This window comes from Streptomyces sp. NPDC047971, assembly GCF_040653355.1.
GTDB lineage: Bacteria > Actinomycetota > Actinomycetes > Streptomycetales > Streptomycetaceae > Streptomyces.
In genome coordinates this window covers 1-19,560 of the sequence record NZ_JBEZNW010000037.1, presented here as the reverse complement: position 1 = coordinate 19,560, position 19,560 = coordinate 1, and the positions used below count along the sequence as shown (strand labels likewise).

The window sequence follows — 19,560 nt, the reverse complement described above, 5'->3', positions numbered from 1 at the left end:
TGCGCCAGAGATTCGCGCAGCGCGGTTTCCGTCGATGCCGCACGATGTTTCGCCGCAGTGACGAAGGGGTGGGACGTGTTACGCGACTGTGAACGGCAAGGTCACGGATATGTAACGCGTGCGTTCCCGGGCGCGACCGTCGGATGAGCGGCCATGGGGGCGGTCGGCCGCCTCCGTGAGCGCGCGCGGCGCGGTGGCCGCGAAGAGGACCGGCCGCGGCAGCGTCCCTGTGTCCTGGCGGCGGGGGAGCCGAGTCGGGCAGTGGGGGACGGCTGTCGCGGCCGGAGTCCGAGGGGTGGCGGCGCTCAGACCGCCTCGGCGGTCTCGGGCAGCAGGGCGGTGAGCCGGTCGGTGAGCTGGACGACCTCGGCGACGTCGCGGAAGTCGCGGGCGGCGGTGTCGACGGTCTTGCGCAAGCGGGTGTTGACGCGCTCGGAGCGGACCCTTCTGGCGACGCCGAGGGCCTTCTCGACGAGGGTGACGGACTGCTCGGGCTCCCGCTTGAGGAGGTGCACGGTGGCCATGCCGATCAGGTTCAGCGCGTACGAACGCTGGTGCTCGCTGTCCTTCTCGAAGAGGGCGACGGCCCGCTCCATCACCGGTTCGGCGAGGGAGGCGTAGGTCGGGGAGCGGCCGGCGACGTAGGCGAGGTCGCGGTAGGAGTGGGAGTTCTCGCCGTTGAGTTCGGCCTCGGAGAAGAAGCGGATCCAGTCGGGCTCGGGCTCGCCGTCGAGGCCGACGTCGGCGAAGGTGTCCTCGGCCATGCGGACGGCCCGCTTGCACTTGGAGGGCTGGCCCATGTTGGCGTAGGCGCGGGCCTCCATCGCATACAGCATGGCCTGGGTGCGCGGGGTGGCGCAGTCGCGGCTGCCGTACTGGGCGAGGTGGATGAGTTCGAGGGCGTCGTCGGGCCTGCCGAGGTGGATCATCTGGCGGCTCATCGAGGAGAGGATGTACGAGCCGAGCGGCTTGTCGCCCGCCTCCTTCGCGGCGTGCAGGGCGAGGACGAAGTACTTCTGGGCGGTGGGCTGCAGGCCCACGTCGTAGCTCATCCATCCGGCCAGTTCGGCCAGTTCGGCCGCGCACTTGAAGAGGCGCTGGGCGGTGGCGGCCGGCTGGGGCTCCTGGAGGAGGTCGGTGACCTCGTGGAGTTGGCCGACGACCGCCTTGCGGCGCAGCCCGCCGCCGCACTGCGCGTCCCACTGGCGGAACATCGCCGTGGTCGATTCGAGGAGGTCGAGCTCGCCCGGGGAGAGGCGGCCGGGGCGTCGGGTGTCGACCGGCGGTTCGGGGCGCTCGGGTTCGCCGGCGGGCGTGGGGACGAGCCAGCGCTGCATGGGCTCGATGAGGGAGGGGCCGGCGGCGAGCGAGAGGGCGGAGCCGAGGAAGCCGCGACGGGCGAGCATCAGGTCGCTGCGGGAGAACTCGCTGAGCAGGGCGACGGTCTGGGGGCCCGCCCAGGGCAGGTCGACACCGGAGACGGACGGTGACTGGTGGGCGGCGCGCAGTCCGATGTCCTCGACGGCCACGACGGCGCCGAAGCGTTCGGAGAACAGTTCGGAGAGGATCCGCGGGATGGGTTCGCGGGGCTGCTCGCCGTCCAGCCAGCGGCGGACGCGGGAGGTGTCGGTGGAGATGTGGTGCGCGCCCATCTGGCGCGCCCTGCGGTTCACTTGGCGCGCCAGCTCGCCCTTCGACCAGCCGCTTCGCACGAACCACGAGCTCAGCTGCTCGTTCGGGCGCTTGCCGGCAGTCGTACCGTCTGCGCCGTTGCCGCCCACAGGAACGCCCCCATCCACGTCGATGCCTCTGCTACGCGAACCCCTATCAGAATGCCGTGTGTTGCGGCGTTCGTCTGGAGCTTGGACTCCTTCGAACTGGAAAGCGGGTTGCCCCCGGCATACCCACGCGCGCAACGAGCTCCGGGGTTCGTGCACCGAAAGTAATCCTACGATCACCCCCTAGCGAGGCGGTTTCAAGAAACGCCACCATTCGCCACCCCTTCGAATGAACTCGCCTGCCGCCGAACACGATTCACTTGACATGCGACGACCTGGGTCGGCGGAGTGTTGCGCGAGGAGGCGTGCGCGACGCACCGCACCACCCCGACCGCGACGGCGCGCCATCCGTGGCGACGGAGCGTGACGGCGATGCTCCGGGTCGTAACCACCGGCGCGTCCGACCCGTTGGAGGGGGCATGGGCTTCACGATCGGCGGCATTCGTGAGATGCGGTCCGGCTCACGCCGCCGCGTCCGCACCACAGAGTGCACAGCGGTGGCCGAGTACACCGGACTGTGGGGCTGGGACGTGGTCCCCGGAGCACGGGCCGTCTCCGGCCAGTGCTCCTGCGGGGATCCCTCGTGTACGGCTCCGGGGGCGCATCCGCTCTCGTTCGCCGCGGAGGTTCCGGCGGGCGCGGGGCTGGACGACGCGACGAAGGCGTGGTCGGAGTATCCGGGGGCGGCGCTGCTGCTGCCGGTGGGCCGCACCTTCGACGTGATCGAGGTCGCCGAGCCCGCGGGGCGCCGGGCGCTGGTGCGGCTGGAGCGCATGGGCCTGCCGCTGGGCCCGGTCTGCGCGACGCCGACGGGACGGGCGTGGTTCTTCGTGGCGCCGGGAGCCGCGGCGGAGCTGCCGCGGCTGCTGTACCGGATGGGCTGGGACGACGCGGACCTGGACCTGCGGGGCCTCGGGCCCGGTGACCATGTGACGGCGCCGCCGTCGGATCTCGGGGGCCTGGGGCCCGTGCGGTGGCTCCGGCCGCCGACGCTGGACACGGCCGGCGCGCCGCCGCAGGCGCGGCTGCTTCTCGGGACCCTGGCGTACATCTGCCATCGCACCCACTTCTAGCCGACGAGCGCGCCCGAGCGTCGGCGCTCGGGCCGGCGAGGCTCCGAAACACCCCCGGGAAGGACGCGGCCCCGGCCCACCACTGGTGGGCCGGGGCCGCGTCCTGCTGCCGTGGGCTCCTAGGCGCCGTCGCCGATCAGCGCGTCGACGAAGGCCGCCGGCTCGAAGGGGGCCAGGTCGTCCGGACCCTCGCCCAGGCCGATCAGCTTGACCGGGACGCCCAGCTCGCGCTGGACCGCGACGACGATGCCGCCCTTGGCCGTGCCGTCGAGCTTGGTGAGGACGATGCCGGTGATGTCGACGACCTCGGCGAAGACCCGGGCCTGGACCAGGCCGTTCTGACCGGTGGTGGCGTCCAGCACGAGCAGGACCTCGTCCAGCGGGCCGTGCTTCTCGACGACCCGCTTGACCTTGCCGAGCTCGTCCATGAGGCCGGTCTTGGTGTGCAGCCGGCCGGCGGTGTCGATGAGGACGACGTCGGCTCCCTCGGCGATGCCCTCCTTGACCGCGTCGAAGGCGATCGAGGCGGGGTCGCCGCCCTCGGGGCCGCGGACGGTCCGCGCGCCGACCCGCTCGCCCCAGGTCTGGAGCTGGTCCGCGGCGGCGGCGCGGAAGGTGTCGGCGGCGCCGAGGACGACGGAGCGGCCGTCGGCGACCAGGACCCGGGCGAGCTTGCCGGTGGTGGTGGTCTTGCCGGTGCCGTTGACGCCGACGACCATGACGACGCCGGGGGTGCCGGGGTCGCTCTCGGTCTTCACGGTGCGGTCGAAATCGGGGCCGAGGAGGGTGATGAGCTCCTCGCGGAGCAGCCCGCGCAGCTCCTCGGGGGTGCGGGTGCCGAGGACGCGGACGCGCTCGCGCAGCCGCTCGACCAGCTCCTGGGTGGGCGCGACGCCGACGTCGGCGGTGAGGAGGGTCTCCTCGATCTCCTCCCAGGTGTCCTCGTCGAGGTTGTCCCGGGACAGGAGCGTGAGCAGCCCCTTTCCGAGGGAGTTCTGCGAGCGGGCGAGGCGGGCCCGGAGCCGTACGAGACGGCCCGCGGTGGGTTCCGGCACCTCGATCTCGGGCGCGGGCGCCTCGGCGACGACCGGGTCCTCGACGGCCGCCGGGGCCTCCACGGCCTGCTCCGCGGTCGGGAGGTCGACCTCTTCGATGCTCCGGCGTGGTTCTTCCCGCGGTGTCTCCGCCTCGTCGCCGACGTGCGGCTCGGCGGGCGGAGCGGTGATGGTCGGCGTGGTGGACGGGGACTCGGGCGGCGGCAGCTGCTTCTTCTTGCGGCCGCTGATCACGAGCCCGCTGGTCACGGCGACGGCGACGACCAGGGCGATGACTACAGCAAGAATGAGTTCCATAACCGCTCCAGTATCGGCCACGACGGGACCCGAGGAGGAGCACGTACGCTGGGTGGGTCCCCCACACCCCGCACGGAGTACCCCCATGCCCCCTGCCGCCGAACCCGCCGCCGAGAACGCGGGCGCCGTCGAGACCCGCGGTCTCGAACCCGTTCCCGACGCGGAGCGCACCGGCCATGTCCGAGAGCTGTTCCCGACCTGGGTCGCCGCCAACATCAGTGTGCTGTTGCTCACCATGGGCGCGGGCCTGGTCGTCTTCAACGGCCTGAACCTGTGGCAGGTCCTGGTGGTCGCGACGGCCGCGCCGGTCCTCTCGTACGGGATCGTCGGGCTGATATCCATCGCCGGGAAGCGCGGGGGCTCGCCCGGCATGGCCCTGTCGCGGGCCGTCTTCGGACAGCGGGGCAACCTCTTCCCGGGATCGCTGATCTGGGTGGCCCGCTGGGGCTGGGAGACGATCAACGCGGTCACCGGCGCCTACGCGGTGCTGACGGTGCTCGATCTGCTCTTCGGCATCGAATCGAACACCGCGCTGATCGTCATCACCCTGATGCTCTTCGTGGCCTGCACCTTCCTGGTGTCCGGGCTCGGCATCAACGCGCTGCGGGTGTGCAGCAAGTGGTCGACGTACCTGTTCGGCGCGTTCTCGGTGCTCGTGCTCGGCTATCTGGTCGCCCACACCGACTGGTCGGCGGTCTTCGCCAAGCCGGCCGGTTCGACGGCGATGATGATCGCGGGTATCGGCACGATCGCGGCCGGCGGTATCAGCTGGGTCCCCTCCGGTCCGGACTTCACCCGCTATCTGCCGCGTACGGCCTCCTCGAAGGCGATGGTCGGCTCGACGATCGGCGGCGCGGGGATCGTGGTGCTGCCGATGGTCCTGATGGGCGCGGTGATGGCGGTGGCGACCCCCGGGCTGGCCTCGGCGCAGGACCCGGTGTCCTTCATCGGTGAGCTGCTGCCGACCTGGATCTCCGTGCCGTACCTGGTGATCGCGCTGATCGGGATGCTGCTGATCAACTCGATGTCGATGTACTCGGCCGGGTTCACCGCGCAGACCCTGGGCATCAAGGTGTCGCGGGCCGCGGCGGTGAGCGTGAACGCCGTGATCAGCCTGGTCTTCGGTTTCCTGCTGATGGTGGTGGCGACCAGCTTCATCGGTTCGTTCATCTCGTTCCTGACCCTGCTCGCGGTGGCGTTCTCCGCGTGGATCGGTGTCTTCGGCGTCGACATGCTGCGCCGGAGGACGTACGACGGCGAGGCGCTGATGGACGCCACGCGCGCCAGCGCCTACTGGTACCGGGGCGGCTTCGCCTGGCAGGCCATGACGGCGTGGGCGGTGGCCCTGCTGGTCGGTCTGCTGTTCACCGGGGTCGACTGGTTCTCGGGGCCGCTCGCCTCGTCCTGGATCGGGGAGCACGGGCTCGGCTGGGGCGTCACGATCGTGGTCGCGGGTGTGCTGTACGCGGTGCTGCCGCGGACGCCCGCGCCGGCGGCCGGGGAGCCGGCCGGGGTCCGCGAGACTGTTTCCATCTGACGCAACGTCAGATAGCGTCCCCCTTCGCCGGCATCCCACGCTCGCGGAGGGGGACTTCCCATGCCGTTCACCGTCGTACGGTTCAACCTCGTCGATCCGCATGCGACCCCCGAGTCCCTCTCGGAGCGCTATCGCGCCGCCCTCGCCATGGCGGCCTACGCCGACGAGCACGGCATCGACACCGTCCAGACCGAGGAGCACCACGGCGCCGCCAACAACTGGCTGCCCTCCCCCTTCGTCTTCGCGGGGGCCGTGTTCGGCGCCACGAAGAGGATCGCGGTCACCGTCTCCGCGATCATCGGGCCGCTCCACGACCCGCTGCGGCTCGCCGAGGAGATCGCGGTCCTCGACCTGCTGAGCGCCGGGCGTCTGGTGACGGTCGCGGGCATCGGCTACCGGCCGGAGGAGTACGAGGAGCGCGGGGTCGACTGGGGCCGCCGGGGGAAGTTGCAGGACCTGCTCCTGGAGACCCTGCTGCGGGCGTGGTCCGGGGAGCCGTTCACGTACCAGGGCCGTACGGTGCGGGTCACTCCGCGGCCGTTCACCCGTCCGCACCCGCTGCTGCTGGTGGGCGGTTCCTCGAAGGCGGCGGCGCGCCGGGCCGCCCGGCTCGGGCTGCCCTTCTTCCCGAGCGCGCATCTGCCGGAGCTGGAGACGTACTACCGGGAGCGGTGCGCGGAGTACGGCACCGACGGCTGGACGATGATGCCGGCCGAGCAGACCCCGCTGCTGCATCTCTCGGAGGACCCGGACCGGTCCTGGGAGCTGTACGGGGAGCACTTCCTGCACGAGGCGCGGACGTACGCCTCCTGGCAGTCGAAGGACATCCGCTCGGCGGTGCGCTCGACGGCGACGACGGTCGGGGAGCTGCGGGCGGAGGGGGTGTACCGGATCGTCACGCCGGACGAGTGCGTGGCGCTGGGGCGGGAGCTGGAGAGCCTGGTGCTGCATCCGCTGTGCGGCGGGATGCCGGTCGAGGAGGCGTGGCGGAGTCTGCGGCTGCTCGGCGAGACGGTGCTGCCCCGGCTCTCGGCATAGGGCCGGGAGCCGGGGCAGTTCCGGATTCGAGGAGAGGGGCAGCGGGGTTTAGCCCATCTCCTCCAACGCCTTGCCCTTGGTCTCCTTGACGTACCTGAGCACGAAGGGGATGGAGAGCACGGCGAAGACCGTGTAGATGATGTACGTGCCGGAGAGGTTCCAGTCCGCGAGGGACGGGAAGCTCGCGGTGATGGCCCAGTTGGCGATCCACTGCGCGGAGGCGGCGACGCCGAGCGCGGCGGCGCGGATGCGGTTGGGGAACATCTCGCCGAGGAAGACCCAGACCACCACGCCCCACGAGAGGGCGAAGAAGAGTACGAAGACATGGGCGGCGACGAGCGCGACGACGCCCTCGGTGTTCGGGAGCTTGCCGTCGACGAGGTCGGCGGAGAAGGCCCATGCCTCGAAGGCGAGGGCGATGGCCATGCCGACGGAGCCGACGAGGGCGAGGGGCTTGCGGCCCACCCGGTCGACCAGGACCATCGCGATCACGGTGCCGATGATGTTGATGATCGACGTGGTGAACGAGTAGAAGAACGAGCTGGAGGGGTCGATGCCGACCGACTGCCAGAGCGTCGAGGAGTAGTAGAACGCGACGTTGATGCCGACGAGCTGCTGGAAGACCGAGAGCCCGATGCCGACCCAGACGATCGGGAGCAGCTTGAAGCGGCTGCCGACGACGAGCAGGTCCTTGAAGGTCGACTTGTGCTCGCGGCGCATGGCCTGCTCGATCTCGGCGACGCGGTGGTCCAGGTTCACCCCGTGGCCCTCGACCTCGGAGAGGACCTCCTTGGCCTTGTCGGTCTTGCCGACGGAGATGAGGAAGCGGGGGGACTCCGGGATGGCGAAGGAGAGCAGACCGTAGAGGACGGCGGGGACGACCATGACGCCGAGCATCCACTGCCAGGCTTCGAGGCCGCCGATCTCGCCGCGCTGGTCCCCGTCGGCGAGCTGCAGGATGCCGTAGTTGACGAGCTGGGAGACGGCGATGCCGATGACGATCGCGGCCTGCTGGAAGGAGCCGAGGCGGCCGCGGTAGGCGGCGGGGGCGACCTCGGCGATGTAGGCCGGGCCGATCACCGAGGCCATGCCGATGGCGAAACCGCCGATGATCCTCCAGAACGCGAGGTCCCACAGGGCGAAGGGCAGGGCCGAGCCGACGGCGCTGACGGTGAACAGCACGGCGGCGATCTGCATGCAGCGGATGCGGCCGATCTTGTCGGCCATGCGGCCGGCGGTCGCGGCGCCGATGGCGCAGCCGATCAGGGCGATGGCGATGACCTGGGCCAGCGTGCCGGAGCCGATGTCGTAGCGGTCCCGGATGGCCTCGACGGCGCCGTTGATGACGGAGCTGTCGTAGCCGAAGAGGAAGCCGCCCATCGCGGCCGACGCGGTGATGAAGATGACGTGGCCGAGGTGGTCCGGGTGGGCGGCCCGGCCTTCGGAAGGCGGCGGCGTGGGGGCCTGCGTGCTGGTCACATGGACTCCTACGGGCTCCGGCAGCGTCGCCGGGGCGTGGGGGGCGAGCCCTTCAAGTGGCGCACAACATCGCGCCGCCCACCACGTGAAGGTAAAAGCAACGTTGCAGAGACTATGCCTTCAAGTTCCGAAGTCAAGAGGTGATGTCGTATGACTTGAAACCGCGAATCGAACCGTTTGAGTTCAATACTTGAAGTTGATCATCACCGCAGTCGTTGGCTGATGACCTTCGATACCCCGTCGCCCTGCATGGAAACGCCGTACAGCGCGTCCGCGACCTCCATCGTCCGCTTCTGGTGCGTGATGACGATGAGCTGCGAGGACTCCTGGAGCTCCTGCATGATCCGGATCAGCCGCTGGAGGTTGGTGTCGTCCAGGGCCGCCTCCACCTCGTCCATCACATAGAAGGGGCTGGGGCGCGCCTTGAAGATGGAGACCAGCATCGCCACGGCCGTCAGCGAACGCTCCCCGCCGGAGAGCAGCGAGAGCCGCTTGACCTTCTTGCCCGGCGGGCGGGCCTCCACGTCGACACCGGTGGTGAGCATGTTGTCGGGATCGGTCAGGACGAGCCGTCCCTCGCCCCCGGGGAACAGCCGCGAGAAGACACCCTCGAACTCGCGCGCGGTGTCCCGGTACGCCTCGGTGAAGACCTGCTCGACCCGTACGTCGACCTCCTTCACCACCTGAAGGAGGTCGGCCCGGGTCTTCTTCAGGTCCTCCAACTGCTCGGAGAGGAACTGGTGGCGCTCCTCCAGCGCCGCGAACTCCTCGAGTGCCAGCGGATTCACCTTGCCGAGCTGCTGGTACGCCCGTTCGGCGGCCTTGAGCCGCTTCTCCTGCTCCGAACGGACGAAGGGGCGCGGCTGGTTGCGCGGATGCTCCGGGTCCTCCGGCAGTTCCTCGCCCTCCGCGGGCGGCGACGGCGGTACGGGCTGATGGGGGCCGTACTCGGAGACCAGGCTGGCGGGCTCGACGCCCAGCTCCTCCAGGGCCTTGGTCTCCAGCTGCTCGATCCGCATCCTCTTCTCCGCGCCGAGGACCTCGCCCCGGTGGACGGAGTCGGTGAGCTTGTCCAGCTCGGCCTTCAGGTCGCGGCCCCGGTTCCGTGCCCCGGCGAGGCCCTGCTCACGGGCGCCCTTGGCGGCCTCGGCGAGCGCGCGCTCCTGCTCGGCCCGCACCAGGGAGACCTCGATGTGCGCGAGCAGCTGCCGGGCGCCCGCGGCGACGGCCCCGGCGACCTCCGCCTCGTGGCGCAGGCGGGCGCGGCGTCGCTCGGCACGCGCGCGTGCCTCGCGTTCGGCGCGGGCGCCCCGGTCGAGGGAGTCGGCGCGTCCCGCGAGGCCCTTGACCCGCTCCTCGTGGGTACGGAGCTGGAGCCGGGCCTCCATCTCGGTCTGGCGGGCGTTGGCGCCGTCGGCGGCGAGCCGGTCGCGCACGGAGGTGTCGGGCTCCTCCTCGGCCGGGGTCTCCTCGGCGACCAGCAGCCGCTCGGCGAGCTCCTCGGCCTCGTACAGCGCCTTCTCCAGGGCCTCTTCGGCGCGGGCGGCGGCCGCGGTGGTGCGCTCGGCCTCCCCCGCGGCGCCGCGTGCCTGTCCCGCGAGCCGGCCCAGCTGCTGCGCGACCTGGGACTTCTCGCGGTCGGCGGCGCGGCGGCGCTCCGCCAGCTCGTCGACGAGCACGGCGGACGCGCGCCGGCGTTCGGCTGCCTCCTGCTGGACGGCGGCCAGCCGTGCGCAGCGCGACTCCAGCTCGTCCAGTTCGGCGGCCGCCTCGTCGACGGACGCCTGCACCTCCAGGAGACTGGGCGCCCCTGCGGAGCCGCCCTGCGCGAAGTGCGCCCCGAGCACGTCCCCCTCGGCGGTGACGGCGGTGAGGGACGGCTGGGCGTAGACCAGCTCCTCGGCCTCCTCCAGCGTCCCGACCACCACGACCCCGGCGAGCAACCGTCGTACGGACGTCATGAGTTCCTCGGGTCCGCGCACGAGGTCCGCGGCGCGCGGGTGTCCGCCGGCGGGCTCCGGGGACTCCGCCGGAGCCTCCCCGCCGGCGAGCAGCAGGGCGGCGCGGCCCGCGTCCTGCTTGCGGAGCAGGCGCAGCGCCTCGGCCGCCGCCGAGGGGCCGGAGACGGCGATCGCGTCCGCGGCGGCGCCGAGGGCGGCCGCGAGCGGGACCTCGTGTCCCGGGGTGACGGTGAGCAGTTCGGCTGCCGGGCCGAGCACGCCGCTCAGGCCGTCCCGGGCGCCGAGAAGCGCTCCGGTGCCGTCCTTGCGGCGCAGTCCGAGCGAGAGCGCCTCGTGCCGGGCGCGGGTGGCGGCGCGGCTCCGGTCGGCCTCCGTGGCCGCCTCCCGGGCGGCCGTCAGCTCCCCCTCGGCCGCGGCGAGGTCCCGTCGGGCGGTCTCGTGCCGCTCCCCCAGTTCCGTGTCACCCGCGTCGAGTCCGTCGACCTCGGCCTTGAGCTGCTCGTACTCCTCCTGCGCCGCGGCCGCCCGTTCCCGGGCCTCGTCCCGGGCGGCGGCGAGCCGGTCGATCTCGGCCTGCGCCGACGCGGCGCGCGAGCGAGCGGCGTTGACCTGACCGTGCAGCCGGGCAAGACCCTCGCGCCGGTCGGCGATGGCGCGGGCCACGTCCTTGAGCCTTCGCTCCTCCACCGCGAGTTCGCGCTCCAGATCGGCGCGGTGCGCGACGGTGTCCTCCAGGGCTCGTTCGGCCGCTTCGAGTGCGGCCTCCAGCTCGGCCTCCTGCTCGCGGATCCGGGCCGCCTCGCGCTCCATGTCCTCGGGGTCCCGCCCCCGGCGCTCCTCCGGCGGCTGAGCGGTGGCGCTCTTCACCCGCGCGTCGGCCAGCGACACGGTGCCACGGACCCGCTCGGCGAGCTGGGAGAGCTCGTACCAGGTCTGCTGGGCGCGCTGGAGGCGCGGGGCGAGCCTGCGGACCTCGTCCTCCAGCTCGGCCTCCTTGGCGAGCGCGGCCCGGAGCTCCGCCTCGGCGCTCTCCTTGCGCTCCTTGAGCGCGGCCTCGTCGGCGACCTCCGCCTTCAGCCCCTCCTGAAGGCGTACGAGGTCGTCGGAGAGCAGTCGCAGCCGGGCGTCCCGCAGATCGGCCTGGATGACCGCGGCGCGGCGGGCCACCGCCGCCTGCCGGCCGAGCGGCTTGAGCTGGCGGCGCAGTTCGTCGGTGAGGTCCTGCACGCGCGCGAGGTTGGCCTGCATCGCGTCGAGCTTCCGCAGCGCCTTCTCCTTGCGCTTGCGGTGCTTGAGGACGCCCGCGGCCTCCTCGATGAAGGCGCGGCGGCCCATCGGGTCGGCGTGCAGGACGGAGTCGAGCTGGCCCTGGCCGACGATGACGTGCATCTCGCGGCCGATGCCGGAGTCGGAGAGCAGGTCCTGGATGTCGAGCAGCCGGCAGGTGTCGCCGTTGATCTGGTACTCGCTGCTGCCACCCCGGAACATGATCCGGGTGATGGTGACCTCGGCGTAGTCGATGGGGAGCGCGCCGTCGGAGTTGTCGATGGTCAGCGAGACCTCGGCACGACCGAGCGGTGGCCGCCCGGTCGTGCCGGCGAAGATGACGTCCTCCATCTTGCCGCCGCGCAGCGACTTGGCGCCCTGCTCTCCCATGACCCAGGACAGGGCGTCCACGACGTTGGACTTGCCCGAGCCGTTCGGCCCGACGACACACGTGATTCCCGGTTCGAACCGCAGCGTGGTGGCGGACGCGAACGACTTGAAACCGCGGAGGGTCAGGGCCTTGAGATGCACGCCCCCGGACTCTACCTGTGGTTGCGCGTTTCACCCATGAAGACGCAGGGCACACCCTCCCCTAAGGAACGGTGGGGCATGGGGGGCTCATGGGGGACTCAAGAAAGAAGGGACGCCGGAGCGCCCCTTGCATATCCAGCTGTGCTGGCGTGAGTGTTTCTCACCTGGCCCCGGCACGGGGCTGACTGTCAGGTGAGCGCAGGCTCCGCCTGGGGAACGTCGAGGTCGATGCTGTCGAGCAGCGACTCACCGTGCTGTGCGGCGGCAGCGTTGAGCGCGTCGTTCTCGGACTGGATCCGAACGAGCTCGGACTCCAGGTCCTGGACGCGCTGCTGAAGCCGTCGCATCTCGGCGAGGAGTCGCGGGTCGGAGCCGCCGACGTAACCGAGAAGCGCCTTTGCCATGATGGATGGTCCTCCACACTGAGTGACCGACCGAAGCGGTGTGGGTCGTGAGGGATTTCGCACCCGCGGTGCTCGGCAGTGCTTCATGTCGTGCCGGTTCGTACTGCCAAACAGCTAAGGTGCGCGGGGATTCCAGCGTCTCACCAAAAAGTTTGACGGTCAACACGATCACGCCCCGTATCAAGGGCGACCAAGGGGTCCGCGGCCGTGGAACAGGCGGCGGCGCCTCGCAACTCGGTGCCTCAGGGGCGTAGCGATCATCCTTCCGCGCGGAGCGCTCGACCGCAAGCCCCTCTCGGCAACCATCAGGCCATTTCCGCTTCCACGGCTCGCCACCGAACGTCCGCACGGGGGTCGAGCAGGCCACCGGACGGGGCTCGGCCGAGCCGTCCGTCAGCGGATCGCGAAGCTCTCGTAACCGCCGCGCGGAGTGGCCCAGATCTCCGTCACTCCGTCGACCCGCCCGGGAGTGTCGCCGGAGCGGAGCCAGTCGAGCAGACGGTGGCAATTCTCACTCGGCCCCTCGGCCACGACCTGCACGCGCCCGTCGTCGAGGTTGAGGGCGAAGCCGACGAGCCCTCCGATCTCCAAGGCGTTTGCCCTGGTGAACCAGCGGAAGCCCACTCCCTGTACTCGGCCGCGCACCCAGGCGGTGAGCCGTACGTCTTCATTCATGGCTGCACGCTAACGGGCCAATCGGCGAAGGAGCACGTCGCCCCGGCGCGTCATGGCGTACAGTCCCGACGGAATGAGGCTCACCCGTTCGGGTGCGCCTCTTCGAGCAGGCCCGCCATGGGCACGCAGAAGCAAAGATCAGCAAAGAGTCCAGCACAGGTCGTCAGGAAGGCAGAGCAGATGGGACGCCATCGTCGCTCCGGCGCCGCGCCCGCCGCAGAAGATTACGCGGCGGGTTCGGACCGCCGGCACCGGGGTGAACGCCGCAGGAAGCGCGGCATGCGTACGGGACTTCTCGGCGCGTCCGCCGCGGTGGCGGTCGGCGCGGTCGCCGTCGCCTCGGGCCTTCTGCCCGGCGGGGAGACCCTGACCGTGGGCAGCGCCGGTTCCGGTGAGCGGCAGACCTCCACGGAGTACCGCCAGACGCCGGAGCTGACGACCCAGGGCGGCTCGTCCGCGACGCCGACGGCCCAGTCGCCGAGCGCAGGTACCGGCACGGCGAGCGGCAAGACGTCCTCGCCCTCCGCGAAGCCGTCGGCGAAGCCGAAGCCGAAGCCGTCGAAGACCACCGCGTCGCCGGCGCCGAAGAAGCCGGCCCCGCAGCCGTCGAAGACGACCGCGAAGCCGAAGCCCAAGCCGGCGCCCACGACCGAGAAGCCCGTCGTACGCACCCCCGCTCCCGCGCCGACCACGTCCGCGCCGAGCCGGGCCGAGGCCGCCGAGGCCGAGGTCGTACGGCTGGTCAACGTGGAGCGGGCCAAGGTGGGCTGCACGCCGGTCCGGTCCGACGGCGCCCTCGCCGCACTGGCGGGTGCCTTCAGCCAGGACATGGCGCAGAGGGGCTTCTTCGACCACACGGACCCGGACGGCGACACCCCCTGGGACCGCGCCGAGCAGGCGGGCGTCACCGGCATGGGCGGCGAGAACATCGCCCGCGGCCAGGTGGACGCCGCGGCGGTGATGGCGTCGTGGATGAACAGCGACGGCCACCGCGCGAACATCCTGAACTGCGACTACAAGACCATGGGCGTCGGCGTGCACTTCGCGGACGGCGGCCCCTGGTGGACCCAGGAGTTCGGCTTCTGAGCCGTCGGGATCGGCCTCTCGGCCGTCCGCACGAGAAGGACCCCGTCACCGGATGGTGGCGGGGTCCTTCTCGTGGTGCGGGGGTCAGGCGGCGGCGCGGCCCGTGGCGAAGGTGCGGGCGGTCGTGGCCACGCGGCGGCCGAGGTGTTCGGCGGTGGCCAGGTCGGCCTTGTGGACGCCCTCGGGGCCCAGGTCGTTGTGGGTCTGTGCGGCGGCGCCGGAGAAGAAGCCGAGGCGGTTGATGTCGTTCTCCGACGCCTCGGTGGTGTTCCAGCCCGGCTTCAGGCCGAGGTTGACCCAGGTCATCCCGTGCTGGGCGGCCAGGGTCTGGAAGAACTGCAGGGTGTGCAGCTTGTCGCCGCTCTTGGACGCGGAGTTGGTGAAGCCCGCGGCCAGCTTGTCGATCCAGGCGTCCGTGAACCAGCGCTTGGAGCTGTCCTCGGCGAACCGGTGGAACGCGCCCGAGGCCGTACCCATGTACGTCGGCGAACCGAAGACGATCGCGTCGGAGGCGTCCAGCAGCTCCCACTGGGCGTCGGTGATCTCGTCGACCTTGATCAGGTGGACGGTGGCGCCCGCGTCGAGCGCCCCGGCGCGGACGGCCTCGGCGACGACGGCGGTGTGGCCGAAGCCGGAGTGGTAGGCGATGGAGACGACAGGCGTGGACATGGAGGGACTCCTCATCGGCAAGGGGGACGAGGAGAAGTAGAGCACTAACTTTCCGGAAGTGCAATCCTGGGGAGAGCGCACTCTCATGGTTAGCGCTGCGCGCGAGTATGGTAGAGGGCATGACTGCTGACGACCTCGTGTTCGACGTGTTCGCCCGGGCCTGTACCTCGCGCGAGACGCTGGAGCATGTGACGGGCCGGTGGGGCACGCTCACGCTGGGCGCGCTCCATGAGGGCACGTTCCGGTTCAACGAACTGCGCCGCCGGGTCGACGGGGTCAGCGAGAAGATGCTGGCGCAGACCCTGCACGCGCTGGAGCGCGACGGGCTCGTCCACCGCGAGGCGCAGCCGACCAACCCGCCGCGCGTCGACTACCGGCTGACACCGCTGGGCCGCGAGATCGCGGAGCGGCTGCGCGCGCTGATCGACCTGGTCGAGGGCCGGATGCCGGACGTCCTCGCGGCCCGCGAGGGCTACGACGAGGCGCGGACGGCGGCTGCCCGCGCCTGAGCGACCGCGACCGTCGGCACGCGGCGACCGGGCGTCGTCCCCCGGAGGGCGACCGTCAGGCCGTGGTGCGCGGCGGGCGCTGGCAGCGGGGGCAGAAGTAGCTGGAGCGGTTCATCCACGGCCGGCGCCGCATCGGCGTACCGCAGCGACGGCACGGCTCGTCCTCGCGCCCGTAGGCGTCCAGCGACCGGTCGAAGTAGCCCGACTCCCCGTTCACATTGACGTAGAGGCTGTCGAAGCTGGTGCCGCCCGCGGCGAGGGCCGCGTTCATGACGTCCCGTACGTGCCCGAGCAGCTCGGCGGAGCGCGGCCGGGTCAGCGTCGCGGTGGGGCGTTCGTAGTGCAGCTTCGCCCGCCACAGCGCCTCGTCGGCGTAGATGTTGCCGACCCCGCTGATCAGCGTCTGGTCGAGCAGCGCGCGCTTGACGGTCGTACGGCGCAGGCGCAGCGCCGTCTGGAAGGCCGCGTCGTCGAACGCCGGGTCCAGCGGATCCCGGGCGATGTGCGCGATGACGTCGGGAAGACCGTCCGCCGTGTTCTCGTGGATCGAGAGCCCGCCGAAGGTCCGCTGGTCGACGAAGCGCAGCTCGGTGCCGAGGCCGTCCTCGAAGCGGACGCGGATCCGCAGATGCTTCTCGTCGGGGGCGTCCTCGGGCTGCACGAGCAGCTGCCCGCTCATGCCGAGATGCCCCAGGACGGAGACCTCGGCGTCCGCGAGCGGGATCCAGAGGTACTTGCCGCGGCGCCGTGCCGTCCCGAAGCGGTGCCCCTTGAGCCGGGCGGCGAAGTCCGCCCCGCCGGCCGGGTGGCGGCGCACGGCCCTCGGATGCAGCACCTCGACCTCACCCACGGTGCGCCCGTCGACCCAGCGCTCAAGACCGCGTCGTACGACCTCGACCTCGGGCAACTCGGGCACGGGACTCCTCCGGAGGGATGCGGGAAAGGCGACGCCCGCAGCCTACCGCCCGGACCGGAGGCGTCCGGCCGGATGCGGACGACCCCGCCCGGAGGCCCTTGGGGGCCCCGGACGGGGTCGTCGAAAAGCGGTGCCGTCGGGAAGCGAGGGCTTCAGGCCGTGGCCTGGTCCGCGGGGGAAGAGGTGTCGGCGGCCTCTTCCGGCGTCGTCTCGGCCGCCGCGTCCGCCGCGGCCTTCGCCGCCGCGAGACGCTCGTCCGCCGCCGCGCGAATCGCGCGCCATGCGGACTCCGCCGCCTGCTGCTCCGCTTCCTTCTTGCTGCGGCCGGTGCCGGTGCCGTACGAGACACCACCGACGCGGGCGGCAGCGGTGAAGGTCTTCTCGTGGTCCGGACCCGTCTCCGTGACGAGGTACTCCGGAACACCCAGCCCCTCTGCCGCGGTCAGTTCCTGGAGGCTGGTCTTCCAGTCCAGTCCTGCACCGAGGTTCGAGGACTTCTCGATGAGCGGGTCGAAGAGCCGGTGCACCAGCTCCGAGGCCGCGTCGAGGCCCTGGTCGAGATAGACCGCACCGATCACCGCTTCAAGCGTGTCGGCGAGGATGGACGCCTTGTCCCGGCCACCCGTTCCCTCTTCACCCCGGCCGAGCCGGATGAAGGAGCCGAGTTCGAGGCCGCGACCGACCTCCGCCAGCGCACGCGAATTGACCACCGCGGCCCGCAACTTGGCCAGCTGGCCTTCGGGCAGGTCGGGGTGGGTGCGGTACAGCGTGTCCGTGACCACCAGGCCGAGCACCGAGTCCCCGAGGAACTCGAGCCGCTCGTTGGTGGGCAGACCGCCGTTCTCGTACGCGTACGAGCGGTGCGTCAGCGCACGCACCAGAAGGGCGGACTCGAGCTGATACCCGAGCCGCCCTTCCAGAAGCGTGTGGGACGAGGCATTGTCCGTCTTGTTGGACTCAGACATTGCGCCTCTCACCAGCCACTCAGACCGAGAGGACCTGGCGCTTGTTGTAGGTGCCGCAGCTCGGGCACGCGATGTGCTGCTGCTTCGGCTCCTGGCAACGCTCACACGAAACCAGGGTGGGGACCGCAGCCTTCCACTGCGACCGGCGGTGGCGCGTGTTGCTGCGCGACATCTTCCGCTTCGGAACAGCCACGGCTACTTCTCCTGCTTCTCGTCGACGCCAGCTTCGGCGCCGCTCATGTTGTCCTTCTCATCGGTTCCCAGCGAACCGGCGAGTCCCTGCAGTGCCGCCCAACGAATGTCGACGGCTTCATGGTGGTGGTCCGGGTTCTCGTTCAGGTTGGTCCCGCATTCGGAACACAGACCCGCACAGTCCTCCCGGCACACCGGCTGCATCGGAAGTGCGAGCACCACCGCATCACGCAGCACGGGTTCGAGGTCGAACATGCCGTCCTCGAGGGGGATCATGTCCTCGTCGTCCTCGGCTTCGTCGTCCGCGGCCGCCTTGGAGCGGCCCCGGTCGTCGGAGTCGGGGTACGAGAACATCTCCTGGAAGTCCACGTCGAGATCGAGCTCGACGGGCTCCAGACACCTTACGCACTCCCCCTCGGCCGATGCACGGGCGGTGCCTGTGACGAGCACCCCTTCCATGACCGACTCGAGACGGAGGTCGATTTCCACGGGCGAGCCTTCCGGCACGCCGATGACCCCTTCGACACCGAAGTCCTTGGGGGCCGACGCCGAGCGGGAGATCCTCTGAAGGGCACCAGGACGCCGCCCCAGCTCGTGCGTGTCGAACACGAGGGGGTTGCGGTGGTCGAGGCGCGTGCTCAGGGCTCTTCCTGCTTTCGGATCGTGAGGGGGCTGCCGTGTTCGAATCGAGAGACGAAGCGGGCAGCATGGATCGCGGGCATACGCGCGACCGAAGAGCCAGGATACTGGACGCTTCGCTCAGGGCCCAATCCGGGCATGGCCGGAGCCGGCTCAGTGCCCCTGGCCGTGCCCCTGCTCGTACCGACGCAGCTGCTCCAGGTCGATCATGCTCGTGTCGAAGAAGCTGGTCTCGTCGAGCGCGGCCGCCTGCGGCTGCTGGTAGTCGTAGACCGGCTGCTGCTGCGGCTGCTGGTACGCGTAGGGGTCCTGGGTCGGGTAGCCGTACGGATCCTGGGCCTGGGCCTGGTAGGCGTACGCGTCCTGGTGCTGCGGCTGCTGGTACCCGTACGGGTCCGGCTGCTGCGCGGGGATCTGCGGGACCTGCTCGTGGACGGGCTGCTGGACCGGCTCGGGGTCGGCCAGCTCCGCGAGTCCGGCCAGGTAGTCCGCGTCGCTGGTGTGGACCGCGCCGCCCGCCGCGTCCTGGGCCGCCATGTGGGCTCCGAGGTCGTCGGTGGCGATCCGGCCGTGCAGCTTCTGCCGGCCGCGGCCGACCGCCTCCAGGGTCTTGGAGAGCACGGCCTCGAAGGCGCCCAGCTTGGCGTCCACGTACTCGTCGGCCCGGTGGATCAGCGTCTGCGGGTCCGCGCTGTACTCGGGGGCGTCCTCGTCGGCGTAGCCCTGGGCGTCCAGTCCCGGGCCGCGGCCGAGGAGCTTCTCGCGACCGCGGTCGACGGAACCGATCGTCTTGTTGAGGACGACCTCGAAGTTGGCGAGCTTGGAGTCGACGTAGTCGTCGGCCTCCGCCTTGATCTCCTCGGCCTCCCTGCGGGCCTCGGAGAGGATCCGGTCCGCCTCGTCCTGGGACTGGCGGGCGACCTGGGTGTCGGAGATCAGCGAGCCGCGCTCGGCATGGGCGGCCTCGATGATCCGCTCCGCCTCCTGGCGGGCATGCTCCACCATCTGCTCCCGGCCGCCCAGGAGCTCCTGGGCCTGCGCCAGGGAGCCCGGCAGGGCGTCCCGCACCTCTTCGAGCATGGCGAGCAGCTCGGCGCGGTTGACCACGCAGGACGCCGACATGGGCATGGAGCGGGCGTTTGTGACCGTCGCGACGATCTCGTCGAGCTTCTTCTGCACGTCCACCGGATGCTCGCCACTCTCTACAGCTGGATGGAGACGGACGGGACGACTTTAGGGCAGTCGCCCCCGGCCCGAGACCAGATGACGGACCGTCAACGACGGTCGCTCGCGGTCACCTCCGGGGTCACTGACCGCCGCGCTGCTCGGCGAGGCGCTCGGTGAGCCTGCCGAGGACGGCCGGAGGCACCAGGTGGGAGACGTGGCCGCCCCCCGCGGCGGCCCCCAAGGCCCGGGGGGGCGGCCGGCATGTGGGGGGTGGGGTGGGGGGGGCGAAAAGGGGGGGGACGGCCGCGCGGCCCGGGTTGAGG

17 protein-coding genes are annotated in these 19,560 nt (G+C 71.1%); 5 read left to right on the top strand and 12 right to left on the bottom strand.

The genetic code is table 11. The features are described from left to right. Window positions 1–305 precede the first annotated feature (305 nt). Window positions 306–1,781, bottom strand: coding sequence for a hypothetical protein (locus AB0D99_RS28055; protein ID WP_362368095.1), 1,476 nt, complete (start codon window positions 1,779–1,781; stop codon window positions 306–308). 416 nt (window positions 1,782–2,197) lie between these two features. On the opposite strand from AB0D99_RS28055, the gene AB0D99_RS28050 reads away from it, so the two are divergent. Next, window positions 2,198–2,851 (top strand): bifunctional DNA primase/polymerase, encoded by a 654-nt coding sequence (locus AB0D99_RS28050; protein WP_362368092.1) that lies wholly within the window; start codon window positions 2,198–2,200, stop codon window positions 2,849–2,851. Between the two features lie 119 nt (window positions 2,852–2,970). Here the strand turns inward: AB0D99_RS28050 and ftsY are convergent, their stop codons facing one another. After that, window positions 2,971–4,203 (bottom strand): signal recognition particle-docking protein FtsY, encoded by a 1,233-nt coding sequence (gene ftsY, locus AB0D99_RS28045; RefSeq protein WP_362368089.1) that lies wholly within the window; start codon window positions 4,201–4,203, stop codon window positions 2,971–2,973. 85 nt (window positions 4,204–4,288) lie between these two features. Here ftsY and AB0D99_RS28040 point away from each other — a divergent pair, with 85 nt between their 5' ends. Both AB0D99_RS28040 and AB0D99_RS28035 read left to right on the top strand, forming a co-directional pair. Continuing rightward, window positions 4,289–5,740, top strand: coding sequence for a cytosine permease (locus tag AB0D99_RS28040; protein ID WP_362368086.1), 1,452 nt, complete (start codon window positions 4,289–4,291; stop codon window positions 5,738–5,740). A gap of 60 nt (window positions 5,741–5,800) precedes the next feature. After that, window positions 5,801–6,778, top strand: coding sequence for an LLM class flavin-dependent oxidoreductase (locus AB0D99_RS28035; RefSeq protein ID WP_362368083.1), 978 nt, complete (start codon window positions 5,801–5,803; stop codon window positions 6,776–6,778). A 48-nt stretch (window positions 6,779–6,826) separates the two neighbouring features. Here the strand turns inward: AB0D99_RS28035 and AB0D99_RS28030 are convergent, their stop codons facing one another. From AB0D99_RS28030 to AB0D99_RS28015, 4 genes are all read right to left on the bottom strand, one after another. Further along, the gene (locus tag AB0D99_RS28030; RefSeq protein ID WP_362368080.1) at window positions 6,827–8,257 is read right to left on the bottom strand and encodes a sugar porter family MFS transporter; all 1,431 of its coding nucleotides are present in this window, start codon (window positions 8,255–8,257) and stop codon (window positions 6,827–6,829) included. 203 nt (window positions 8,258–8,460) lie between these two features. Continuing rightward, the gene (gene smc, locus AB0D99_RS28025) at window positions 8,461–12,015 is read right to left on the bottom strand and encodes a chromosome segregation protein SMC (RefSeq protein WP_362368077.1); all 3,555 of its coding nucleotides are present in this window, start codon (window positions 12,013–12,015) and stop codon (window positions 8,461–8,463) included. A gap of 188 nt (window positions 12,016–12,203) precedes the next feature. Continuing rightward, window positions 12,204–12,419, bottom strand: coding sequence for a hypothetical protein (locus AB0D99_RS28020; protein ID WP_215066520.1), 216 nt, complete (start codon window positions 12,417–12,419; stop codon window positions 12,204–12,206). A gap of 393 nt (window positions 12,420–12,812) precedes the next feature. Next, window positions 12,813–13,094 carry an acylphosphatase gene (locus AB0D99_RS28015; protein WP_362368073.1) on the bottom strand — a complete coding sequence of 94 codons (282 nt, stop codon included), beginning with the start codon at window positions 13,092–13,094 and terminating at the stop codon, window positions 12,813–12,815. Between the two features lie 180 nt (window positions 13,095–13,274). Here AB0D99_RS28015 and AB0D99_RS28010 point away from each other — a divergent pair, with 180 nt between their 5' ends. Continuing rightward, window positions 13,275–14,180 (top strand): CAP domain-containing protein, encoded by a 906-nt coding sequence (locus AB0D99_RS28010; protein WP_362368228.1) that lies wholly within the window; start codon window positions 13,275–13,277, stop codon window positions 14,178–14,180. A gap of 84 nt (window positions 14,181–14,264) precedes the next feature. On the opposite strand, the gene AB0D99_RS28005 is transcribed toward AB0D99_RS28010, so the two are convergent. Continuing rightward, window positions 14,265–14,849, bottom strand: coding sequence for a flavodoxin family protein (locus AB0D99_RS28005; RefSeq protein ID WP_362368070.1), 585 nt, complete (start codon window positions 14,847–14,849; stop codon window positions 14,265–14,267). A 119-nt stretch (window positions 14,850–14,968) separates the two neighbouring features. Between AB0D99_RS28005 and AB0D99_RS28000 the strand changes: the two genes are divergently transcribed. Then, the gene (locus AB0D99_RS28000) at window positions 14,969–15,358 is read left to right on the top strand and encodes a helix-turn-helix domain-containing protein (RefSeq protein WP_362368067.1); all 390 of its coding nucleotides are present in this window, start codon (window positions 14,969–14,971) and stop codon (window positions 15,356–15,358) included. A 55-nt stretch (window positions 15,359–15,413) separates the two neighbouring features. On the opposite strand, the gene mutM is transcribed toward AB0D99_RS28000, so the two are convergent. The 5 genes from mutM to AB0D99_RS27975 all read right to left on the bottom strand — a co-directional run bounded on the left by mutM (window position 15,414) and on the right by AB0D99_RS27975 (window position 19,255). After that, window positions 15,414–16,274 (bottom strand): bifunctional DNA-formamidopyrimidine glycosylase/DNA-(apurinic or apyrimidinic site) lyase, encoded by an 861-nt coding sequence (gene mutM / locus AB0D99_RS27995; RefSeq protein ID WP_362368064.1) that lies wholly within the window; start codon window positions 16,272–16,274, stop codon window positions 15,414–15,416. Between the two features lie 152 nt (window positions 16,275–16,426). Continuing rightward, window positions 16,427–17,239 carry a ribonuclease III gene (rnc, locus tag AB0D99_RS27990; protein ID WP_362368061.1) on the bottom strand — a complete coding sequence of 271 codons (813 nt, stop codon included), beginning with the start codon at window positions 17,237–17,239 and terminating at the stop codon, window positions 16,427–16,429. Between the two features lie 19 nt (window positions 17,240–17,258). Beyond that, window positions 17,259–17,432 (bottom strand): 50S ribosomal protein L32, encoded by a 174-nt coding sequence (gene rpmF, locus AB0D99_RS27985; RefSeq protein WP_030496967.1) that lies wholly within the window; start codon window positions 17,430–17,432, stop codon window positions 17,259–17,261. Window positions 17,433–17,434: 2 nt separating this feature from the next. Continuing rightward, complete coding sequence (locus AB0D99_RS27980; protein ID WP_362368057.1) at window positions 17,435–18,040, bottom strand: DUF177 domain-containing protein; 606 nt, start codon at window positions 18,038–18,040, stop codon at window positions 17,435–17,437. Between the two features lie 183 nt (window positions 18,041–18,223). Next, window positions 18,224–19,255, bottom strand: coding sequence for an ATP synthase F0 subunit B (locus AB0D99_RS27975; protein WP_362368054.1), 1,032 nt, complete (start codon window positions 19,253–19,255; stop codon window positions 18,224–18,226). Window positions 19,256–19,560: the final 305 nt, after the last annotated feature.